The following is a 19,256-nucleotide window of genomic DNA, read 5'->3' on the forward strand; positions in this document are numbered from 1 at the left end:
GCCCCGACGAGGCCGGAGGGCAGGGCAGGGCGGGCCCGCGTGGCGGCATCGATCGCACCTCACTGCTTAGACCATGTCTCATGGGTCAGATCCCATGAGGTCCGGCGGACTTCCGCCGCCCCGCAGTCGCGGGGGCCGAACCTCGATGAGCCGGGCTCACCGAGGTTCGGTGTTACGGCGTCGCGGGGATGGGTACCGCCTCGGCGCGCGGCGCGGCGGCGGTGGCCAGGGCGGCCTTGCGGTTCAGGATCAGCGCGACGCTCCGGCGCAGCGGCGCGCGCAGGAACAGAAGCGCGAGGATGCCGTAGACCAGGATGCCGAGGCCGATCGCCGCCGCGAGGCCCTCGTGGTCGCCGAGCTGCGCATAGAGCCGTTCCTGCACCAGCGAGACGGCGGCGCCCATCGCCACCGAGCAGGCGAGGATCGGCGCCAGCAGGGCCGCGATCCGAAGGTTGCCGAGCGGCACGAACCGGCCGGCGGACCGCACCACCAGCGGCGAGAACAGGTAGGCGCGCACCACGTGCCCGACGACGAGGGCCGACAGGCCGAAAGGCGCCGTCACCATCGCGGCCAGGATCGTGATCGTGAACTGCCCCGCCGACAGCACCAGGGCGGTGCCGGTCCGGTCGGAGGCGGTGAAGATCATCCACAGCATCGAGGTCGCGACGAATTCCGGCCCGAGCAGCGCCAGGATGCGCAGCACCGGCACCGCCTCGCGCCACTGCTCGCCGAACAGAAGCGGCACGAGGTGGGGCGCCACCACGGCCATGCCGACGAAGGCCGGCAGCGCCAGCACCGCCGACATCGCGACGAAGCCGTCGAAGGCCGCGGCCAGCTCGCGCGGCCGGTCCTGCAGCCGGGCGTAGGTCGGCAGCGCCACGGCGGCCAACGGGATCACCGCGACCTGGCTGATCAGGTCGATGCAGCGCCACGCCATGCGCAGCAGCCCGATGTCGGCGGTGGAGAGGAAGTAGGCGGCGACCACCTCCTGGCTGCGGATGCTCAGCGTCAGGAGCAGTTGGGTCGAGAACACGCGCGAGCCGAAGGCGAGCTGGCGCCGGGCGTGGGCGCGCACGAAGCGCAAGCCCGGAAGCCAGGGAAAGGCCGCCCAGGTCAGCAGCGTCGTCATGCTGGTGGCGAGCAGGCGCTGGATCACCAGGCTCCAGACCCCGAAGCCGTTCAGCGCCAGCGCGATCGCCACGCTGCCGCCGATCAGGTTGGCGACGAGCGCCCGGATCGCGAGGCTGCGGAAGCCGAACCGGCGCTGCAGCCGCGCCTCGTGGATCACGCCGGCCGCCGCGATCACGAAGGTGGCCGCCAGCGCCGCCAGCACCGGCTGGAGCTCCGGGATGCGCAGCATCCAGGCGACCGGCCACGACAGCGCGACGAGCGCCAGCCCGTAGAGGCAGCCGGAGGCCAATGCCACCCAGAAGGCGGTGTCCACGAAGCCGTCGTCGAGCCGCTCGGTCTGGACCACGAGGTCGGGCAGGCCGCCCCGCGTGACGATGAGCAGGATGTCGATGAACACGACCGCGACGGCGACGAGCCCGAACTCGCTCGGGTCGAGCAGGCGCGCGAGCACCAGGAAGACCACGAAACTCAGGACGACGTTGCCGACCGAGCTGACGGCGACCCACCCGGCCGCCCGCACGGAGCGGCCCGCCACGTCCTCCGGCGCCGCCGCGTCCGCTGCCGCGGCGGGGCCGAGGGGGCTAGGCGCCATGATGGAGGCCGTGCGCCGCCGACGGGTCCGGTGCGGTGCCGCGGCGCTCGGCGAGGAGCTCGGCATAGAGGTCGAGGTACTTCTCGGCGACGCGCTCGGAGGTCGATTCCCGCAGGACGTGCTGGAACGCGCGCTCGTCCGGCAGGTTCAAACGGCCGTTGGCCAGCACCGTGCGGATGCGGGCGGCGAGGTCGGGCGCGTCGCCCGCCCGGAACAGCCAGTCGGCGTTGCCCTCGCCGATCAGTTCCGGGATGCCGCCGGAATCGGCGCCGATCACCGGCACGCCCATGGCGTAGGCCTCGTAGACCGTGCGCGGGGAGGGCTCGGCCCAGAACGAGGGCACGACGAGGACGTCGATCTCGGTGAGGAAGTCCTTGGGGTCGACCCAGCCGACGAACTCGATCGGCAGGCCTTCGGCCTTCGCCTTGAAGCGCTCGATCGAGTCGTCCATCGCCTGGCCCGCGATCAGGCAGCGCCAGACCCCGGAGCCGTTCCCGATCGCAGCGCGATCGGGAACGGCTCCGGGGTCTGGTTCAGAGGCGCACGCTTTCGCCGAACCGGGATCCACTTCGGCGGCGCGCGCGCGTGAGCCGACCTCGGCCAGCGCGTCGATCAGCGTGCCGACGCCCTTCTCGACGTTGATCCGCCCGAGATAGCCGAAGGTCATCGGCTTACCCGTGCGGTCGATGCGGCGGCGCGCCTCCGGGTCGCCGTCGGGCACCGTGCAGGAATAGTAGATCACACGGCGCCGCTCCGGGGCGAGGTGGCGGAACAGGCCGTGGTCGACATGGGTCTGGAGGATGCGGGTGCCGACGCTCGCCACCGCGTCGATCCAGCGGTTGGTGAGCTGCTTGGAGGCGTTCACGACCTTGCAGCCGAGGTGCCAGTGCGTGCACGGCGCGCCGTGCTTGAACATCGCGGCGTTGCCGCAGATCAGGTCGTACTCGCAGACCGTGTGGACGATCGGGATGGAGCGCTTGGCCGCCTCGCGCCAGACCAGGGTCGAGATGTCGAGGAGCGAGTGGGTGTTGACCACGTCGGGCCGGAAGTCGTCGAGCACCCGGCCGAAATCGGCCGCGACCGCGAAATTCCACTGCTGCTTCAGCTTGGCGGCGTTGCGCGCGAAGCGGCCGTGCTGCGCCCAGTCCTCGAGCCAGAAGTCGTTGTGGTGGGCCATGCGGTAGACCGTGACGCCGTTGCGCACGGTCTTCGCCTCGGCCTGCCGCTCGATGCAGGCGGCGGCGACCGTGTGCCCGAGGCCGGCGAGCTCCTCCGCCAGGTGCTCGACGGACCGCTCGGCGCCGCCGACGATGTGCGGCGGGTAGAGCGAGCTAAGATGCAGGATGCGCATGGCGCCTTGATCCTTGGAGTCGCGATCCGTCGGCGAGGGCGGGCTCAGGGCTGAGGAGGGTGCGGTAGAGGTCGAGGTAGCGGGCGGCGACCGCCTGCGGCCGGGTCCCGGCGGTGACCGCCGCCGCGTTGCCGAGGCCGGACGCGAGGCGGGCGGGGTCGGCCACGACCCGCGCCATCGCGACGGCCAGCGCCTCCGCGTCGCCAGGCGGCACGAGCCAGGCGGGATCGCTCGTCCCGACCTGCTCGGCGATGCCGCCGACGGCCGTGCCGATCACCGGCACGCCGCGGGCGTAGGCCTCGGCGACCGTGCGCCCGAAGGCCTCGGGCCAGACCGGGGGGACCACGAGGCAGTCGAGGCGGTCGAGGAAGGCGTCCGGCGCCACGAACCCGTCGAAGGCGACGGGCAGGCCGGCGGCGAGGCCGACGTAGCGGTCGAGCCCGTCGGCGGCGCGCCCGGCGATGCGTAGGCGCCAGCCGCCGGGGGGCAGGCGGCGGCAGGCCTCGAGCAGGGTGTCGACGCCCTTCGACGCCTCGATCCGGCCCATGTAGCCGAAGGTGATCCCATCCGAGGGCAGGGCGCGCGGGGCCGGCGGCGACCCCGCCTCGATCGGGTTCCAGATCACCTGCCGCAGGGCCTCCGGCACGTCGCGGAAGTACCCGGCCGCGAGGTGGCGGGCCAGGATGTCCGCGCCGACGCCGACCACCGCCTCGACCGGGCGCTGGCAGACCCGGTGCAGCAGCGCGTAGGCGCGGCACTTGGCGTGCTGCCGTTGGCAGGCCCGGCCGTCGCGCACCATCGCGCCGTTGCTGCACAGGCTCGTGAAGTCGTGCAGCGTGTGGACGACCGGAACCCCGAGGCGGCGCAGCATCGGCCAGATCCGCGGGGTCAGCTCCGACAGGGAGTGGGTGTTCACCACGTCGGGGGAAAAATCGCGGACCGCCGCCTCCATCGCGGCGAGCGTGCGCCCGTCCCACTGCACGGCGAGCTTGTAGCGCAGGCGGTCGAGCCGTCCGTGCTCGGCCCAGTCGAGGACGTGGAACGGCGTCCCGTGGCCGAGGCGGTAGATCGTCGCCGCGTCCGACCGCTCGGGCGGCTGGGCCCGGCGCGACAGGCAGGCGACGCCGACCTGCGCCCCGAGGCCCGCCTGCATCCGCACGAGGGTCTCCACCATCAGCTCCGCCCCGCCGACCTGTTCGGGCTGAAACAGCGAGGTGATGTGGAGAATACGCATCTGTTCGATCTGGCGGTGCTAGATCGACCCTAGTGCGGGGTTATTGCCAGTCGATGAAGCGAATCCTCCTCAACATGCCGAGCCAGTTCGGGGGCAAGCCGTCGGGCGTCGCACGGGTCGCGTTCGCGCTCGTCGAAGAGCTCGTCCGGCGCCCGGACCTGGCCGTCGTGCTGCGCTCGCCCTGGACCCGCGACGCGCTCCCCGCCGCGTTCCGCGACGCCGTCGAGGTCGTGACCGTGCCGCGCCCGCGCATCATGGTCCTCGACGTTCTGGCCCAGCTCGTCACCGTCCCGGCCTGCTGCCGGCGGCACGCCATCGACGTGGTGCTGAACGTCGACCCCTACGGCGCGGGCGCCGGGGGGCGGGCGCGGGTGGTCGTGGTCCACGACCTGTACTTCCGCACGATCCCCGAGAGCGCCGGCCCGCGCGAGGCCTTCACCACCGACTGGATCTTCCGGCTGATGCTGGCGCGCAACCACGCCGTCGTCGCGGTCTCGGATGCGACCCGGCGCGACCTGGAGCATCACTATCCCGCGGCGCGCGGGCGCGTCCGCGTGATCCCGTCCGCCTCCGTGCTCGACTCCTCGGCGCTCGCCGTGATGGACCCCGCGGAGGTGGCGGGGCACTACGTGCTGGCGGTCGGAAACGCCACGCACAACAAGAACTTCGGCCTGCTCGCCGAAGCGGTGGCCGCGCTCGGGCCGAGCCATCCCGACCTCGCCGTCGTCCACGTCGGCGAGGACCCGGCCGACGCCGTCGCCGGGACGCTCCGGCGGCTCGGGGCGGCCACCCGGGTGGTCCGCCTGTCGCGCATCGACGACCGCCGGCTCGCTGCGCTCTACCGCGGCGCCCTATGCCTGTGCGTGCCGTCCTTCGCCGAGGGCTTCTGCCTGCCGGTGCTGGAGGCGCAGGCTTTGGGCTGCCCGGTGGTGTGCTCGGACCGTTCGGCGACGCCGGAGGTGGCGGGGGAGGGCGCGCTGACCTTCGATCCCAGCGACGCCGGCGCGCTGGCCGCATGCCTGCGCCGGCTCCTCGACGAGCCGGGCCTGCGCGAGGCCCTGGTCGCAAAGGGCCGCCGCAACGAGGCCCGCTACACCTGGGCCGCCACCGCCCGCGGCTACGCCGACCTGCTCGACGCCGTGCTCGCCGACGCGCCGCCCCGCCCGCGCTGACGGCGAGGCCCAGGCCGGCGCACGCGCCGTCCGCGTTTCCCGATGGCACGCGGCCTCGAATTCACGGCGATCGGTATAGTTAAGATTTACCACGTCGGGGAAATAGGCAGTCTTACGCCTGTCCTGCGGCCTTTCAGCGGTCGATATTTCTAAAACCGCAAACATCTCAACCTAACGAAAGCATAGGTCGCGATCGTTCAGGGCACTCAACCTGACGGTCGCATCCGCCAGCGGCGTCCCATCGCCGTCCCTCTCCTTCGAGGTCTCGAAGATGCGCGTCGCGGTCGTCCATGATTGGCTCTACGTCGTCGGCGGCGCCGAGAGGGTGCTGCGCGAGATCCTGGCGATCTATCCCGACGCGGACGTCTTCACGCTGTTCGACTTCCTGAGCCCGGCCGACCGCGCCCGGATCGGCCTCGGCGCCACGCAGACGAGCTTCCTGCAGAAGATGCCGTTCGTGCGGACCCGCCACCGGTCGTACCTGCCGCTGATGCCGATCGCCGTCGAGCAGTTCGACCTCTCGGCCTACGACCTCGTCATCTCGAGCAGCTACGCCGTCGCCAAGGGCATCCTGACCGGGCCGAACCAGGTCCACGTCTCCTACATCCATTCGCCCATGCGCTACGCCTGGGACATGCAGCACGACTACCTGCGGGAGAGCGGATACGACCACGGCGTCAAGAGCATGGTCGCCCGCATGATCCTGCACCGGATGCGCCTGTGGGACACCCGCACCGCGAACGGGCCGGACGCGGTGGTGGCCAACTCCGCCTTCGTCGCCCGGCGCATCCGAAAGGTCTACGGCCGCACCGCGGAGGTGATCCATCCGCCGGTGACGCAGTCGGCGACCCGCGCGGACCTGCCGCGGAGCGAACACTTCCTCGTGGCGAGCCGCCTCGTCCCCTACAAGAACGTGCTCGCGGTGGTGCAGGCCTTCGCGCTGATGCCCGACCTCAAGCTCGTCGTCGCGGGGACCGGTCCCGAGGAGGCGCGCCTGCGCGAGGCGGCCGGGCCGAACGTGACATTCGCCGGCTACCTCGCCGACAAGGAGCTCCGCCGGCTCATGATCACGGCGCGCGCCTTCGTGTTCGCGGCGGAGGAGGATTTCGGGATCATCCCGGTCGAGGCGCAGGCCGAGGGCACCCCCGTCCTGGCGCTCGGCCGCGGCGGCGCGCGCGAGACGGTGGCGACGCTGGCGCCCAACCGCTCGGGCATGTTCTTCGCCGAGCCCGAGCCCGCGGCGATCGCGGCCTGCGTCCGCGAGTTCATCGAGCAGGAGGGCACGTTCTCGCGCGCCGCCTGCCGCGCCCAGGCGGCGCAGTTCGCCCCGGAGGTGTTCCGCGCCGAGTTCGCCGGCTTCGTCGACGCGCAGATGGCCCTCCACCACGACCTCGGCGCCGGCCGGGAGCGCTCCGGCCACCGCCTCAAGGCGCTCGCCTGAGGTTCTGGCCCGGGCCCGAGGCCCCGGCCCGACGGCATCCGCCACCCCCGGCCCGCGCGACGCGGCCGGACCTTTCGCTCACCTCGCACGGCTTCCGCGCCCCTGCCCGCGGACCGGCACCAGACCCGGTGGTCGACGATGACGACGTCCTACCTCAGCCCGATCCAGACGGCCGGCCCGGCCCCTTCGCGGGCGGCCGAGAACGGCCAAGGTGCAGGCCAAGGTGCAGGCCAAGCTGCAGGCCAAGCTGCAGGCCAGGCGACCAACCAGGCCGCCGGCCTGGTCGCGGCGATCCTGCGGCGGCGCGGCCTGTTCGCGGCGGTCTTCGCCTCCGTGATGGCCGTCGCGATCCTGCTGCTGATGGCGGCGCCGACGCAGTACCTCGCGGTCGGCTCGGTGATCGTGGCCGAGCCGGAGCCCGGCAGCAACAACCCCAACGCCTCGGTCGCCTGGATCCAGAAGCTCGGCGACCCGGCCGACATCGAGAGCCAGATGCTGGTGATCCGCTCGCCGCGGATGATGCGCCTCGTCGCCTCGGGCGACGTGGTCGAGAAGGTCGTGGCCGAATGCCGGCAGAGTGCGCGCGGGGGCCTCCTCGCGGGCCTGATGCCGCAAAGGGACGACGGCTGCGACAGGCTGCGCGGCAACGCCGACCTGGTGGTCGACACCCTGCAGCGGCGCTTCGTCGTCACCGGCGCGGGCCGCTCGCGCGTCATCAACATCGCCTACCGGTCGCCGAACGCCGAGACCGCCCAGGCGCTGACCAACGCGCTGATCACGACCTTCCTCGACGACCAGCGCGGCGTCCTCGCCAACAGCCGCGAGGCGGCCACCGAGTGGTTGTGGAAGGAGGTCCGCCAGCTCGACGCGTCGTTGCGCGCCGACGAGGCCAAGATCCAGGCCTTCCGCCGCAGCAAGGGCCTGATGTCGGGCGCCAACGCGCCGATCACCTCCGAGCGGCTGAGCACCATCACCCAGCAGCTCGCGGCGGCCGAGACCGCCAAGGCCGACGCCGCCGCGCGCCTGGCCGAGATCAACGCCGACCAGGCCCGCGGCTCGATCGACGCCCCGGCGGTGCTGGCGAGCCGCACCATCGGCGACCTCAAGCAGCAGATGAACGTGGTGGCCGCGCAGATCGCCAACGCCGGCACGGTGCTGGGGCCGAACCATCCGACGCTGCAGGCGATGCGCACGGAGCTGGCCGGCCTGAAGCTGCGCGTCGAACGCGAGGTCGCGAGCATCGGCGCCGGCCTGAAGAAGACCTACGACGCGTCGAGCGCGCTCGCCAAGTCGCTGCGCCAGCAGATGGAGGGCGCCAGGACCGACGCCGCCGCCGCGATGGAGAACGAGTCGGTCGCCGCCGGCATGGTGCGCAACGCCGAGATCAAGCGGGGCCAGTACGCCGACCTGTACAAGCGCGCCAACGAGCTCGAGACCGAGCGCCGCATCCTCGTCGGCAGCACCCGCCTCGTCAGCCTCGCGGACGTCCCGGCCGCCCCCGTCACCCCGAAGCCGCCGCTGTACCTCGGCGCCGGCTTCGTGCTCGCCGCGGCGCTGGCCGCCGCCGCCGCGCTACTCCGCGACCGCGCCGACCGCAGCGTGCGCACCTCGACGCAGGTCGCCGCGGTCGCCCACGCCCCGGTCTTCGCCCAGCTGCCGCACCTGCGCGCGGCCGGCGGGACGGCGCGCCTCGGACGGATCGGCGCCGCCGGAGCCGACCTGCCGCTCGCCGCCGCCCTGCGCGACGCGCGCGCCGACCCGCTGATGCAGCAGGTGCTGCGCAACCTCGGCGCCCGGCTGATGCTGGCCGGCGCCGACGGCCGCAGCCGCGCGATCCTGCTGACCTCGGGGGCGCCGGGCGAGGGCAAGTCCTTCACCACCCTCGCGCTGGCCCAGCTCAACGCGGCGAGCGGACGCCGGGTGCTCGTGATCGAGGGCGACCTGCGCCGCCCGGTCTTCGAGGCCGCCCTGGACCTGCCCGCCGGCCCCGGCCTCGCCGGCATCCTGCGCGGCGAGGCCCTGCCGCGGGAGGCCGTGATCGCGACCGCGACGCAAAACCTCGATGCCATCCCCGCCGGCACGCCGACCACGGATTCGACGGAGCTGCTGATGGGCGCGCGCATGACCGAGCTGCTGGTCTGGGCGCGCAAGTACGACCTCGTGCTGATCGACAGCCCGCCGGCCGCGATCCTGATGGACGCCCAGATCTTGGCGCGGCAGGTCGACGGCGTCCTGTGCTGCACCCGCTGGGGCCGCTCGCAGGTCTCGGCGATCAGCGCCACCGTCGCGGGCCTGCGCGAGGCCGGCGGCGACGTGTTCGGGCTCGCGATCACGATGGTGCGTCCCGACGACCACCCGTTCTACGACACCGGGCACGAGCCGGCGCGCCGCTACCTCGGAGCCGCGTGATGCGCCGCCCGCGGGTCGTGTTCGTCAGCCACACCGGCACGATGTCGGGCGCCGAGATGGTCCTGTGCGACGCCGTCGCCCCCTGGCGCGGCGCGACCGCCTTCCTGTTCGAGGACGGGCCGCTCGGGCCGGCCTTGCAGGAGCGGGGGCTGACGCTCGTGCATGCGCGCCACGGGGCCGGGCTGTCGGCGCTCCGCCGCGACGGCTCGCTCTGGCGGTCGATCCCGCTCGCCGGCAGGCTCCTGGCGACGGTCCTCGCGCTGGCGCGATGCGCCAAGTCCCACGACGTGGTCTACGCCAACTCGCAGAAGGCCTTCGTCCTTTCGGCGCTCGCCACCGCGCTGGTGCGCCGCCCCCTGGTCTGGCACCTGCACGACATCCTCGATCCCGCGCATTTCGGGGCGGCGCAGCGCGGGCTCCAGGTCCGCCTCGCCAACGCCCGCGCGACCCGCGTCGTGGTGCCCTCCACCGCCGCGGCGGACGCCTTCGTCGCATCGGGCGGGCGCCGGGACCTCGTCGAGGTGGTGCCCAACGGCCTCGACCTCGACGGCGACCCCGGCGACCCGGCCGACCTGCGCCGGAGCCTCGGGCTGCCGGACGGGCCGCTGGTCGGCGTGTTCAGCCGGCTCGCCCCGTGGAAGGGGCAGCACGTGGTGCTCGAAGCCCTGGCCCGTTCGCCCGGCACCGCCTGCCTCGTCGCCGGCACCGCCCTGTTCGGCGAGGACGCCTACGCGGCCGGCCTGCATGCGCTGGCGGCCGAGCGCGGTCTCGCCGACCGCGTCCACTTCCTCGGCCAGCGCGAGGACGTGCCGCGCCTGATGCGGGCGGTGGACGTGGTGGTCCACCCCTCCACCGCCCCCGAGCCGTTCGGGCGCACCCTGGTCGAGGCGATGCTGGTCGGCACGCCGGTGATCGCCACCGACGCGGGCGCCGCGGCCGAGATCCTCGACCGGGGCGCGGCGGGAACCCTGGTGCCGCCCGGCGACGCCGCCGCGCTCGCCGACGCCATCGCCCGCGTCCTGTCGGCTCCGCCCGAGATCGGAGACCAGGTCGCCCGGGCGCAGGCGACCGCCCGCGCCCGCTACGGCGCCGCCCGGATGCAGGCGCGCCTGGCCGACCTCATCCGCCGCGCCGCGGGCGGCGAGGGAGCCTCCGCCGCGATCCCGGAGATTTCGGCCGACGCGCCGGCGAGGACGACGCGATGAGCACGGGACGCGCCGGCACCCTCGACCGGCCGGCGCGGCTCCACCGCCGCGACGGCGTGCAGAACCTGCGCCTCGACGGCCTGCAGATCCTGCGGGCGGCGGCGGCCGTGATGGTCGTCCTGCTCCACGCCGAGCTGCTGGTGTCGCTCCAGGCGGAGGCGCGCGGCCTCGCCATGCCGCGCCTGACCGCCCTGCCGCTCGGGGCCGGCGTCGACCTGTTCTTCGTCATCTCCGGGTTCGTGATCGTCTACGCCTCGGAGCCGCTGTTCGGCGCGCCCGGCGGGGCTGCGACCTTCCTGAGGCGCCGCCTGCTGCGGATCGTACCGCTGTACTGGTTCGCCCTCGCCCTGCGGCTCGCCGTGCTGCTGGCCTTCGCCGCCGCCGGCCATGCCGCCGCGCCGAGCCTGGCGGACGTGGCGACCTCGTACCTGTTCGTCCCGTTCGACACCCGCGGCTTCGGGCCGGACTACCCGTTCCCGATCCTCGATCTCGGCTGGACGCTGAACTACGAGATGCTGTTCTACCTCGTCTTCGCCGGGGCGATGGCGCTCGCCGCGCGGACGACGCCGAGCATGACCGCGACCGCACGCGAGCGGGCGGCGCTGGCCGCCGTGGCCGTCCTCGCCGGCGGCGTGGCCCTGGCCTGGCTGTGGCCGCCGGCCCTCGACCAGCTCCGGTTCTGGCTGCGCCCGATCGTCCTCGAATTCGCCGCCGGCGTCGGCCTGGCGCTGCTGTTCCGCCGAGGCGTCCGGCTCGGGCGCGCGGGCGGCGTCCTGCTCTGCGGCCTCGGCCTCGCCGTGTGGGCGACGATCGACCTGTCCGGGTTCGCCGGGTCGGACGCGCCCGGCAATTACGGCTGGGCGCGCACCCTGGTCTGGGGCGGCGGCGCGGTGCTGGTCGTCGCCGGCGTGGTCCTGGGCGACCTGCGCTTCGATGCGCCTCCGTTCCGGGCGATCGCGCGGATCGGCGACGCGTCCTACGCGCTCTACCTGCTGCACCCCTTCGTCTTCCTCGCCGCCAAGGCGATCCTGCCGCGGCTGCCGCTCGGCGCCGGGCTTCTCTGGCCGCTGGCGCTGCTCCTCGTCGCCGTCTCGGTCGCGGCGACCGAGGTCTTCCACCGCCGCGTCGAGCGGCCGGTGCTGCGCTGGCTGCAGGGCGGACCGCGCAGGCCCGCCGCACCGGGCGTGCGGGTGGGAGCCGGCGCATGACGGCGCCCGCGATCCCGGCCCGGGCCGCGCCCGGCCACACCTTCGCGCTGCTCGACGGGCTGCGCGGCGTCGCCGCGATCCTGGTGGTGGTCCGCCACGCGCCGAACCTGTTCGGCCTCCAGCCCGGCGCGGTGGAGACGCATCTGGCCGTCGACCTGTTCTTCGTGCTCAGCGGCTTCGTCCTGGCGCACGCCTACGCGGCGCGGGTCCGCGACGGGCTGCCGGCGCGCGCGTTCCTGCGCATCCGGGTGATCCGGCTCTACCCGCTCTACGCGCTCGGGCTCGCGCTCACCGTCGCGGTGGCTCTGCTCTCCTTCGCGGTCGGGCAGGGCCCGGGCTTCTCCCCCTCGGCGCTGGCGCTGTCGACCCTGTGCTCCGCGCTGATGCTGCCGACGCCCCCAGCGGTCTCGACCCTGCCGGCTGCGATCTTCCCGCTGAACTTCCCGTCGTGGTCGATCTTCTTCGAGCTGATCGCCAACATGGCGTTCTTCTACGGGCTGTCGGCCCTGTCGGCCCGGCGGCTCGCCGCCTTCGTGGCGCTGGCCTTCGCGGGCCTCTGCGCCGTCGCCCTCCAGGCCGGCGACCTCGACGTCGGCTACACCTGGAACGAGGTCCACGCCGGGCTGATCCGGGTGATGTTCGCCTTCCCGGTCGGCGTCCTGCTCTATCGCCGCTGGATCGCGCGCGCGAGCGGCGCCCCGCGCCGCCTCGCGTCGGGCAACGCCGGCGCGGTCGCCTGCCTCGCGGCGCTGACGCTGGTGCTGGTCGTGCCGGTCCCGGCCCTGGTCAAGCCCGTCTACGACGTGCTGGTGGTGGCTTTCGTGTTTCCGGCGCTGGTCTACGCCGCCGCCGGGATCACGCCCGGCCCGCGGCTGGCCGCCCTCTGCCTCAAGGCGGGCGCGGCCTCCTATCCGCTCTACATCCTGCACGCGCCCTGCGTCGCCTGGGTCGAGGCCGTCGGCCGGCGCATGCCGGGCGTCGCCGACCGGATCGCCGCCCCCTATGCCGGGCTCGCCTTTCTGGTCGTGCTGCTCGCGGCCTGCCTCGTCCTCGTCCGCGTCTACGACGCGCCCGCGCGCCGACGGCTCGGGCGCCTCGCGATCCCGAAGCCTGACCAAACCTTGCGGGCGGACCGGACCTTGCAGGCGGACCGGACCTTGCAGGCGGACCGGACCTTGCGGGCGGACCGGACCTTGCGGGCGGACATCGCGCGGTCCTGAGAGCGGCCGGCCCCGGCGGCCAACCCGCGCAGGCGGCCGCGGGCGGGGCGGCCTCGCTTTCCCCATCCGGCGACGCGGCGTATGAGGACGCCCCCGAACCGTTGCGAGACCCCATGTCCGTCTCACCCGTCGCGGCCCCTTCGATCGCCCCTCACGCGACCGGTCCCGCGCGCGACCCGGCCGCCGACGAGGCCCTCGACCCCGACGCGATGCGCCGGCCGCTGCCGGACGCGTGGTACTGCGTCGGCCAGGCCTCGGGGCTGACGGGCAAGGCGCTGCGCGCGGTCGAGCTGAACGGCGAGCAGATCGTGATCGGGCGCGACGCGTCGGGCGCGCCCTTCGCGCTCCGCGACCGCTGCCCCCACCGCGGCATGGCGCTGTCCAAGGGCGGCTTCGACGGCGCCGAGCTGGTCTGCCCGTTCCACGGCTGGCGCTTCTCCACCGAAGGCCGCTGCCGCGACGTGCCGACGCTCTCCGAGCACGACGCGGCCGACTTCTCGAAGATCGTGGTGCAGCGCTTCCCCGTGGTCGAGAGCGCCGGCTTCGTCTGGGTCAACCCGAACCTCGGGGCGCCGGGCGAGACCGCTTCCCTGCCGGCCCTCGACTTCGACCCCGTCGGCTCCCTCGTGGTCGAGCTCGTGGTCGAGGCCTCGTTCGACCTGACGACGCTGAGCCTCGTCGATCCCGGCCACGTCGCCTTCGTCCACGATTCCTGGTGGTTCCGGCCGTCGAAAGAACTGCGCGAGAAGAAGAAGACCTTCCGGCCGGTGCCGCACGGCTTCGTCATGTCGAGCCACGCCACGACGACGAGCTCGCCGGTCTACCGCCTGCTCGGCGGGGTGCCCGACGTCGAGATCGAGTTCCGCCTCCCCGGCGTGCGCCTGGAGCGGATCACGGCGGGGCCCAAGCGCCTCGCGAACTACACCTTCGCGACGCCGCTGACGGCGAACCGCACGTTGCTGACCAACGCGCTCTACTGGAACATCCCCGGCCTCAACCTGCTGAAGCCCGTCGCCCGCCCGCTGATGCGCCAGTTCCTGACCCAGGACCAGCAGGTGCTCCAGCACGCCCAGGCCGGCCTCGACCGGAAACCCACCATGGTGCTGTTCGGCCAGGGCGACCTGCCCTCGCAATGGTATTTCCGCCTGAAGCGCGAGGCGCTGGAAGCCGCCCGCGCCGGCCGCCCGTTCGAAAACCCACTGGAGACGCGGGAGCTGCGCTGGCGCTCGTGAGGGATGTCGGGGGAGACCCACGGCGTGTTCAAGCCGGGCGGATGCCGGCTCGCGCGAAGAGATTCGACCCCACGACGAGATAGGGCGTCCTCCGTGATCCGGAGGCCCTGGACGATGCTCTCGCGCTCGTCTTCGGGAGCGGGCTCCGCGCCGTGCGGGAAGCGGCCTTCGGCCTGTCGTCGCGAGTCAGACCAAATCCGGTCGATCCCTGCGGGATGGCGGATCCGGGCTTCGCTCAGGCGCCGCCCGGGCTGGCCTGAGACGGGCTCCGCTTCGATCGAGCGGAGGCGGCCGTCTCGGACGTTCCGCCTGCGACCCCTGTCGACGTTCCATGGACCGGGCGGCGGCTTCACGGGCGTCGCAGGGTACGATCCGACGGGTTCACTCCAAACCGTCCTCCTGCGGAACGGTGTCGCCGAACGGCACCGTGAGCACCCGGTCGCCGGCCTCGTCGGTGACCTCGAACGAACACACCATCCAGTCGCGGATCATCGTCAGGCGGTCCTGCGCGATCATCTTCCGGGCGACCGACAGGGCGTGCTCCCGGGCCGCCGCCACGTCGGCGAGCTCGTCACCCTCTTCATCGATCGCCAATCCCGAGACGCCGTCGCGGTGTCGAACGTTGAAGAAGAACCGGGGCATCAGGTACTCTCGATCAGCCGCGCATACTCACGCTCGGGCAGGCCGTAGCCTTCCTCCACAACCGCCTCCATCGCCGGGCGATCCAGGATCGTGATGCGACCTCGCCGCGCACGGATCAGGCCGTGCCCCTCCAGGGCTTGGATGGCCAGGGTGGTGGTGCTGCGCTGCGCGCCCAGCATCGTAGCGAGGAACTCGTGGGTGAGCGCGAGGTCGTCGCCGTCCAAGCGGTCGTGGCACATCAGCAGCCAGCGGGCGAGGCGCACGTCGATGTTGTACGCGGCGTTGACGAAGGCGGTCTGCGCCGTCTGGAGGATCAGGGTCTGGACGTAGCGCAGCAGCAGCTTGCGCAACGATGGGCTCGCGTCGACGGCCGCTTCCAGATCCGCGATGCCGATCGCCAGCATCTCGCCCGCGGACTGGATGAAGTGGTGGAACGGCGTCCGATCCCCGCCGAGCAGTACGGGCGAGGCGCCGACGAGGCCCTCGCGGCCGATCAACCCGACCTCGACCTTGCCGGCGCTTCCGCTGACGATCGAGGAAAAGCCGTTCTCCGGGAAGAACAACGACCGGATCGGCTCGTCGGGCGCGATCACCGTCTGGCGTAGCTCGGCGGTGAAGCGCTGCAGGTGCGGCTGGAGCAGCGCGAAATCGTCGGCAGGCAGGGCCTTCAGCAGGCGGTTGCGGACGGTGGCTTGCTGAGGCTGGGACACGGCGCTCTCTTGCGGGGGAAGGGCAAGAGCACGGTGGTCTCCTAAGCGACTGCGCCCGGAACCACCGGCAGACGACGGACGAAGTATCCGAGCATCTTCGATCTAGTCAAATGTCAGGACTAAGCTTTAACTTATGTGAAACGCAGCTGGACGGTGTGTTGGCTACCACACCAAGAGCAAGAGATATCTATCAAATACGATGGAGCACCGTTTATAACTTAGGTGCTGGAACCATGTGATCGGCAATTGGCTCTGCGGCGCAGTGAACGGGAGCTATGCATGGATCCGATGAGTCAGCAGCCGTCCGTACTGCTCGCGGAACCGGATGCGGTCGTCGCCATGGATCTCAGCGAAGCGCTGGAGACGGCGGGCTACCGCGTGCTCGACCCCTGCGCGACGACGGCGGACGCCGTGCAGATCCTCGAGCGCGAGCAGCCGACCTTGGCCGTCCTCGACGTGCAGCTGCGGGACGGACCCTGCATCCCCCTGTCGCGCGAGCTGCGCCAGCGGGAGATCCCCTTCCTCGTCCACACCGGCATCCACCGCGACGAGCCGGCGGCCACCAGCTTTCGCAACGCGCCGTGGCTGATCAAGCCCGCCCTGCCTTGGGACGTGGTGACCCTGTTGGACGAACTCGCCCTCTCCAGCGCCGCACCTGTCAGCGCCGAGGCGCCGACACCGCTCCGGCTGTCCAAGGCTGCGACCGGCTGGAACAATCCGCTCGTGCGCAAGCTCAAGGGCTTCGCGCCCCTGTCGGAGGCCGACATGGCGGTGCTGGAGCGGATCAGCGCTCCGTCCCGGATCGTCCCGTCGCAGACCGACCTCGTCCGCGAGGGCGACGCGCCGGAGGGCGTGTTCCTGATCCTGGAGGGCATCGCCTGCCGCCACAAGGTGCGGGCGACCGGCGCCCGCCAGATCACCGCCTACCTCGTGCCGGGCGACTTCTGCGACCTCGACGTGGCGTTGCTCGACAAAATGGACCACGCGATCACCACCCTGTCCGCCTGCCGCGTGGTCCGCATCGCACCGGAGACGGTTGCCGAGGTGATGGAGCATCATCCTCAGATCGCGCGTGCGTTCCGGGTGAGTACGCTGGTGGACGAGGCGACGCTGCGCGAGTGGCTGGTCAACGTCGGCAGCCGCTCGGCCTTGGAGAGGCTCGCGCATCTGCTGTGTGAGCTTCGGGTCCGACTCCAGGTGGTGGGACTGGTCGAGAACAACAGCTTCGACCTCCCGCTCACGCAGGAGGTCTTGGCCGACACCACCGGCCTGTCGAACGTGCACCTCAACCGGACGCTGCAGGAACTCCGGCGGCGGGGGCTGATCGAACTCCGCTATCGCCGACTGACCATCCTCGACCTCCCGCGCCTCAAGGCGTTGGCCGAGTTCAAGGCCAACTACCTGCATCTGGGGGAGCGTGTTGCGGCATGACCCTTCAGTTACAGCCTGTGCAGGTCGCCACGGGAAGCGACGACCAGGAAAGCCGGCTCGTCTTCGCCGATGGGTTTCTGGCTGCGATCCTGGTGCAGTTGTCGGAGCAGCATGGGGAGGACGCGGGCAAGTGGTTCCTGGAGGCGGGCTTCGGCCGCGTCGATGATTATCGAGCGCCGATCTTCGCCAGCCTCGACGCGGCGCAAACCTGGATCGAAGCGCGCCTCGCCGGCATCGGCGACATCGGTTCGTAGCGCCGATCGACAGGCCGGATCGGGCCAGCCCGCGCGGCGCCCGAGCGAAGCCCGAATCCGCCATCCCGAAGGGATCGACCGGATCGGGTCTCACACGCCCAGAAGCGTCGTGTGCAGCCGCTTCGTGGAACGGCTTTCAACCCGGCACGGCCGTCGGCTCGCATCCTCGAGACGCCCGGAAGCGGACTTGCGAGGCTCTGCGAGGGGTCGCGAAGCCGCCGTCTCGGCGGCCGAAGCCACCCCTATCGCGCCTTCCCTCGCGTCGCCTCGTCCTTGCACGGGACGATCGCCTTCGGGTCGGGCCGCTCGCCCGCCGCGGGCGCCGTGAACACCGCGAGGTAGCCGACGCCGCCGTCGAGCACCGAAAAACTCGTCTCGCGATATCCCGCGGCCGACAGCTCGCAGCGCAGGAGTTTCGGCGGCGTACCGTGGCGCGACGGGATGTCGTCGGCGTCCACGATCCCGACCCGGCCGCCGGGCTTCATCGCGGCGGCGAGGTTGTGGAGCAGGCCGTAGGGCTGGGTGATCTCGTGGTACATGTGCACCAGGATCGCGGCGTCGACGGAGTCGGCTGCGAGGCGCGGGTCGTGCGGCTCGCCGCGCACCACCGTGACGTTGGTCAGGTCCGCCTTGCGCAGGCGGGCCTCGAGGTCGGCGAGGTAGCGCGGCGTCACGTCCTCGGCGAGCACGCGGCCCTGCGGCCCGACCAGCGGGCTCAGCCGCGTGACGTAGTAGCCGCTGCCGGCGCCGACGTCGGCCACCGTCTCGCCGGGCTTGAAGCCCATCAGGCGGGCGACCTGCCCGAACTCGTCGGCCTTCTCGCGGTCCTTTTCCAGCGCCCATTGCGCCGCCACGATCTCGGCCACCGGCCGGTCGGGTTTCGGGAAGGCCGCGGCCGGCGCGCCGGGGGGCCCGAGGGGTTCGGCGGCCTGCGCCGCGAAGGTCAGGGCGAGGAGGGCGGCGCAAGCGGATCTGATCATCGCAGTCCGAACGCGCGAGGGCGGCACCAAGTGCCGTGGTGTCGGCCGCGGCGTTGACCGCGCAGGCGTCGCGGCGCCATCAAGCGGCCATGACCGCCCCGACCATGACCACCTCGACCATGACGACCCCGACGCCGAACGCGCGCCCCTGGCGGGCGACGATCCTGACGCTCTATCCCGAGATGTTTCCCGGGCCGCTCGGCGCCTCGCTGTCGGGGAGCGCGCTCGCCCGCGGCGACTGGGTCTGCGAGGCCCGCGACATCCGCGAGCACGGGCTCGGCCGCCATCGCAACGTCGACGACAACCCGGCCGGCGGCGGCGCCGGCATGGTGCTGCGCTGCGACGTGCTCGCCGCGGCGATCGACGCGGCGACGGGCCCGGACGACGCGCGGCCCCGCCTGCTCATGTCCCCGCGCGGAAGACCGCTGACGCAGGTGCGGGTGCGGGCCTTGAGCGCGGGGGAGGGCGCGGTGATCGTCTGCGGCCGGTTCGAGGGGGTGGACGAGCGGGTGATCGCGGGGCGCGGCCTCGAGGAGGTCTCGATCGGCGACTACGTGCTCTCGGGCGGCGAGATCGCGGCGATCACCCTCGTCGACGCCTGCGTGCGCCTGCTGCCCGGCGTGATGGGCAAGGCGGCCTCGGGCGACGAGGAAAGTTTTGAGGGCGGACGCCTCGAATACCCGCACTACACCCGGCCCCGCGACTGGGAGGGCCGCACGATCCCGGACGTCCTCACCGGCGGCGACCACGGCGCGATCCGCGCCTGGCGCCGCGCGGAATCCGAGCGGATCACCGCCGAGCGCCGGCCGGATCTGATGGGGAAGCCGCGCGGGTAGTGCGTCCGTCACGTCCGAATGGTCGAAGAACCGAGATCGCGTGCCGATCTTTCGCATCGTCGGTTGCGAGTCCGACGGAGATCTCAATAGGACCTCAGGCTCGCCGGACCTTCCTCTGCCAAAAAACAAAAACATTAAGAACGACCAGCATTCCGATCAGCTGCTTCGGTTTTTGGACTGCGCCGTCATCAACCACCTTCACGCATGA

Annotated in this window: 16 protein-coding genes; 10 read left to right on the top strand and 6 right to left on the bottom strand. The window is 72.4% G+C overall.

Going from position 1 to position 19,256, the window contains the following annotated elements; all coding sequences use genetic code 11:
• Positions 1–172: 172 nt before the first annotated feature.
• Genes FV229_RS03005 through FV229_RS03020 form a run of 3 tightly spaced genes read right to left on the bottom strand, consistent with a single transcriptional unit; the run spans position 173 to position 4,308 of the window.
• On the bottom strand, positions 173–1,723 hold the full coding sequence (locus FV229_RS03005; RefSeq protein WP_238273141.1) for a lipopolysaccharide biosynthesis protein: 1,551 nt from the start codon (positions 1,721–1,723) through the stop codon (positions 173–175).
• A complete protein-coding gene (locus FV229_RS27900) occupies positions 1,713–3,074 on the bottom strand; it encodes a glycosyltransferase family 4 protein (protein ID WP_246685670.1) in 1,362 nt (453 codons plus the stop codon). The genes FV229_RS03005 and FV229_RS27900 overlap by 11 nt, the downstream gene beginning before the upstream one ends.
• A complete protein-coding gene (locus FV229_RS03020) occupies positions 3,055–4,308 on the bottom strand; it encodes a glycosyltransferase family 4 protein (RefSeq protein WP_147750523.1) in 1,254 nt (417 codons plus the stop codon). Before FV229_RS03020 ends, FV229_RS27900 begins: the two co-directional genes overlap by 20 nt.
• A gap of 53 nt (positions 4,309–4,361) precedes the next feature.
• Between FV229_RS03020 and FV229_RS03025 the strand changes: the two genes are divergently transcribed.
• From FV229_RS03025 to FV229_RS03055, 7 genes are all read left to right on the top strand, one after another.
• Positions 4,362–5,480, top strand: a complete 1,119-nt coding sequence (locus FV229_RS03025) for a glycosyltransferase family 1 protein (RefSeq protein WP_147750524.1) — start codon at positions 4,362–4,364, stop codon at positions 5,478–5,480.
• Between the two features lie 271 nt (positions 5,481–5,751).
• Entirely contained in the window at positions 5,752–6,921 is a 1,170-nt protein-coding gene (locus FV229_RS03030) for a glycosyltransferase (protein WP_147750525.1), read from the top strand.
• A 138-nt stretch (positions 6,922–7,059) separates the two neighbouring features.
• Positions 7,060–9,330, top strand: a complete 2,271-nt coding sequence (locus FV229_RS03035) for a polysaccharide biosynthesis tyrosine autokinase (RefSeq protein WP_147750526.1) — start codon at positions 7,060–7,062, stop codon at positions 9,328–9,330.
• Positions 9,330–10,535, top strand: coding sequence for a glycosyltransferase (locus FV229_RS03040; protein WP_147750527.1), 1,206 nt, complete (start codon positions 9,330–9,332; stop codon positions 10,533–10,535). The genes FV229_RS03035 and FV229_RS03040 overlap by 1 nt, the downstream gene beginning before the upstream one ends.
• Positions 10,532–11,743, top strand: a complete 1,212-nt coding sequence (locus FV229_RS03045; protein ID WP_147750528.1) for an acyltransferase — start codon at positions 10,532–10,534, stop codon at positions 11,741–11,743. Before FV229_RS03040 ends, FV229_RS03045 begins: the two co-directional genes overlap by 4 nt.
• Positions 11,740–12,963: an acyltransferase gene (locus FV229_RS03050; RefSeq protein WP_147750529.1), complete on the top strand. Its 1,224-nt coding sequence runs from the start codon at positions 11,740–11,742 to the stop codon at positions 12,961–12,963. The genes FV229_RS03045 and FV229_RS03050 overlap by 4 nt, the downstream gene beginning before the upstream one ends.
• 209 nt (positions 12,964–13,172) lie before the next feature.
• A complete protein-coding gene (locus FV229_RS03055) occupies positions 13,173–14,195 on the top strand; it encodes an aromatic ring-hydroxylating dioxygenase subunit alpha (protein WP_238271574.1) in 1,023 nt (340 codons plus the stop codon).
• A 381-nt stretch (positions 14,196–14,576) separates the two neighbouring features.
• Here FV229_RS03055 and FV229_RS03060 read toward each other — a convergent pair whose 3' ends face one another.
• Both FV229_RS03060 and FV229_RS03065 read right to left on the bottom strand, forming a co-directional pair.
• On the bottom strand, positions 14,577–14,837 hold the full coding sequence (locus FV229_RS03060; protein WP_147750531.1) for a hypothetical protein: 261 nt from the start codon (positions 14,835–14,837) through the stop codon (positions 14,577–14,579).
• Complete coding sequence (locus FV229_RS03065) at positions 14,837–15,547, bottom strand: Crp/Fnr family transcriptional regulator (protein ID WP_147750532.1); 711 nt, start codon at positions 15,545–15,547, stop codon at positions 14,837–14,839. The genes FV229_RS03060 and FV229_RS03065 overlap by 1 nt, the downstream gene beginning before the upstream one ends.
• 279 nt (positions 15,548–15,826) lie before the next feature.
• Between FV229_RS03065 and FV229_RS03070 the strand changes: the two genes are divergently transcribed.
• On the top strand, positions 15,827–16,978 hold the full coding sequence (locus FV229_RS03070; protein ID WP_147750533.1) for a helix-turn-helix domain-containing protein: 1,152 nt from the start codon (positions 15,827–15,829) through the stop codon (positions 16,976–16,978).
• A gap of 17 nt (positions 16,979–16,995) precedes the next feature.
• Positions 16,996–17,232, top strand: a complete 237-nt coding sequence (locus FV229_RS03075; RefSeq protein WP_306422439.1) for a hypothetical protein — start codon at positions 16,996–16,998, stop codon at positions 17,230–17,232.
• Positions 17,233–17,474: 242 nt separating this feature from the next.
• Here FV229_RS03075 and FV229_RS03080 read toward each other — a convergent pair whose 3' ends face one another.
• Positions 17,475–18,212, bottom strand: a complete 738-nt coding sequence (locus FV229_RS03080; protein WP_147750535.1) for a methyltransferase domain-containing protein — start codon at positions 18,210–18,212, stop codon at positions 17,475–17,477.
• 119 nt (positions 18,213–18,331) lie between these two features.
• Between FV229_RS03080 and trmD the strand changes: the two genes are divergently transcribed.
• Positions 18,332–19,048 carry a tRNA (guanosine(37)-N1)-methyltransferase TrmD gene (trmD, locus tag FV229_RS03085; RefSeq protein ID WP_147750577.1) on the top strand — a complete coding sequence of 239 codons (717 nt, stop codon included), beginning with the start codon at positions 18,332–18,334 and terminating at the stop codon, positions 19,046–19,048.
• The last annotated feature ends 208 nt before the right edge of the window (positions 19,049–19,256 follow it).

This window comes from Methylobacterium sp. WL120 (assembly GCF_008039465.1).
In the GTDB taxonomy this organism is placed as follows: domain Bacteria; phylum Pseudomonadota; class Alphaproteobacteria; order Rhizobiales; family Beijerinckiaceae; genus Methylobacterium; species Methylobacterium cerastii.

What these genes read in the sequence shown, in the direction of transcription:
- FV229_RS03060 (WP_147750531.1), bottom strand. Translation starts at nt 14,837, where the DNA reads ATGCCCCGGTTCTTCTTCAACGTTCGACACCGCGACGGCGTCTCGGGA.
- FV229_RS03070 (WP_147750533.1), top strand. Translation starts at nt 15,827, where the DNA reads ATGGATCCGATGAGTCAGCAGCCGTCCGTACTGCTCGCGGAACCGGAT.
- FV229_RS03035 (WP_147750526.1), top strand. Translation starts at nt 7,060, where the DNA reads ATGACGACGTCCTACCTCAGCCCGATCCAGACGGCCGGCCCGGCCCCT.
- FV229_RS27900 (WP_246685670.1), bottom strand. Translation starts at nt 3,074, where the DNA reads ATGCGCATCCTGCATCTTAGCTCGCTCTACCCGCCGCACATCGTCGGC.
- trmD (WP_147750577.1), top strand. Translation starts at nt 18,332, where the DNA reads ATGACGACCCCGACGCCGAACGCGCGCCCCTGGCGGGCGACGATCCTG.
- FV229_RS03030 (WP_147750525.1), top strand. Translation starts at nt 5,752, where the DNA reads ATGCGCGTCGCGGTCGTCCATGATTGGCTCTACGTCGTCGGCGGCGCC.
- FV229_RS03080 (WP_147750535.1), bottom strand. Translation starts at nt 18,212, where the DNA reads ATGATCAGATCCGCTTGCGCCGCCCTCCTCGCCCTGACCTTCGCGGCG.
- FV229_RS03020 (WP_147750523.1), bottom strand. Translation starts at nt 4,308, where the DNA reads ATGCGTATTCTCCACATCACCTCGCTGTTTCAGCCCGAACAGGTCGGC.
- FV229_RS03055 (WP_238271574.1), top strand. Translation starts at nt 13,173, where the DNA reads ATGCGCCGGCCGCTGCCGGACGCGTGGTACTGCGTCGGCCAGGCCTCG.
- FV229_RS03005 (WP_238273141.1), bottom strand. Translation starts at nt 1,723, where the DNA reads ATGGCGCCTAGCCCCCTCGGCCCCGCCGCGGCAGCGGACGCGGCGGCG.
- FV229_RS03050 (WP_147750529.1), top strand. Translation starts at nt 11,740, where the DNA reads ATGACGGCGCCCGCGATCCCGGCCCGGGCCGCGCCCGGCCACACCTTC.
- FV229_RS03025 (WP_147750524.1), top strand. Translation starts at nt 4,362, where the DNA reads ATGAAGCGAATCCTCCTCAACATGCCGAGCCAGTTCGGGGGCAAGCCG.
- FV229_RS03040 (WP_147750527.1), top strand. Translation starts at nt 9,330, where the DNA reads ATGCGCCGCCCGCGGGTCGTGTTCGTCAGCCACACCGGCACGATGTCG.
- FV229_RS03045 (WP_147750528.1), top strand. Translation starts at nt 10,532, where the DNA reads ATGAGCACGGGACGCGCCGGCACCCTCGACCGGCCGGCGCGGCTCCAC.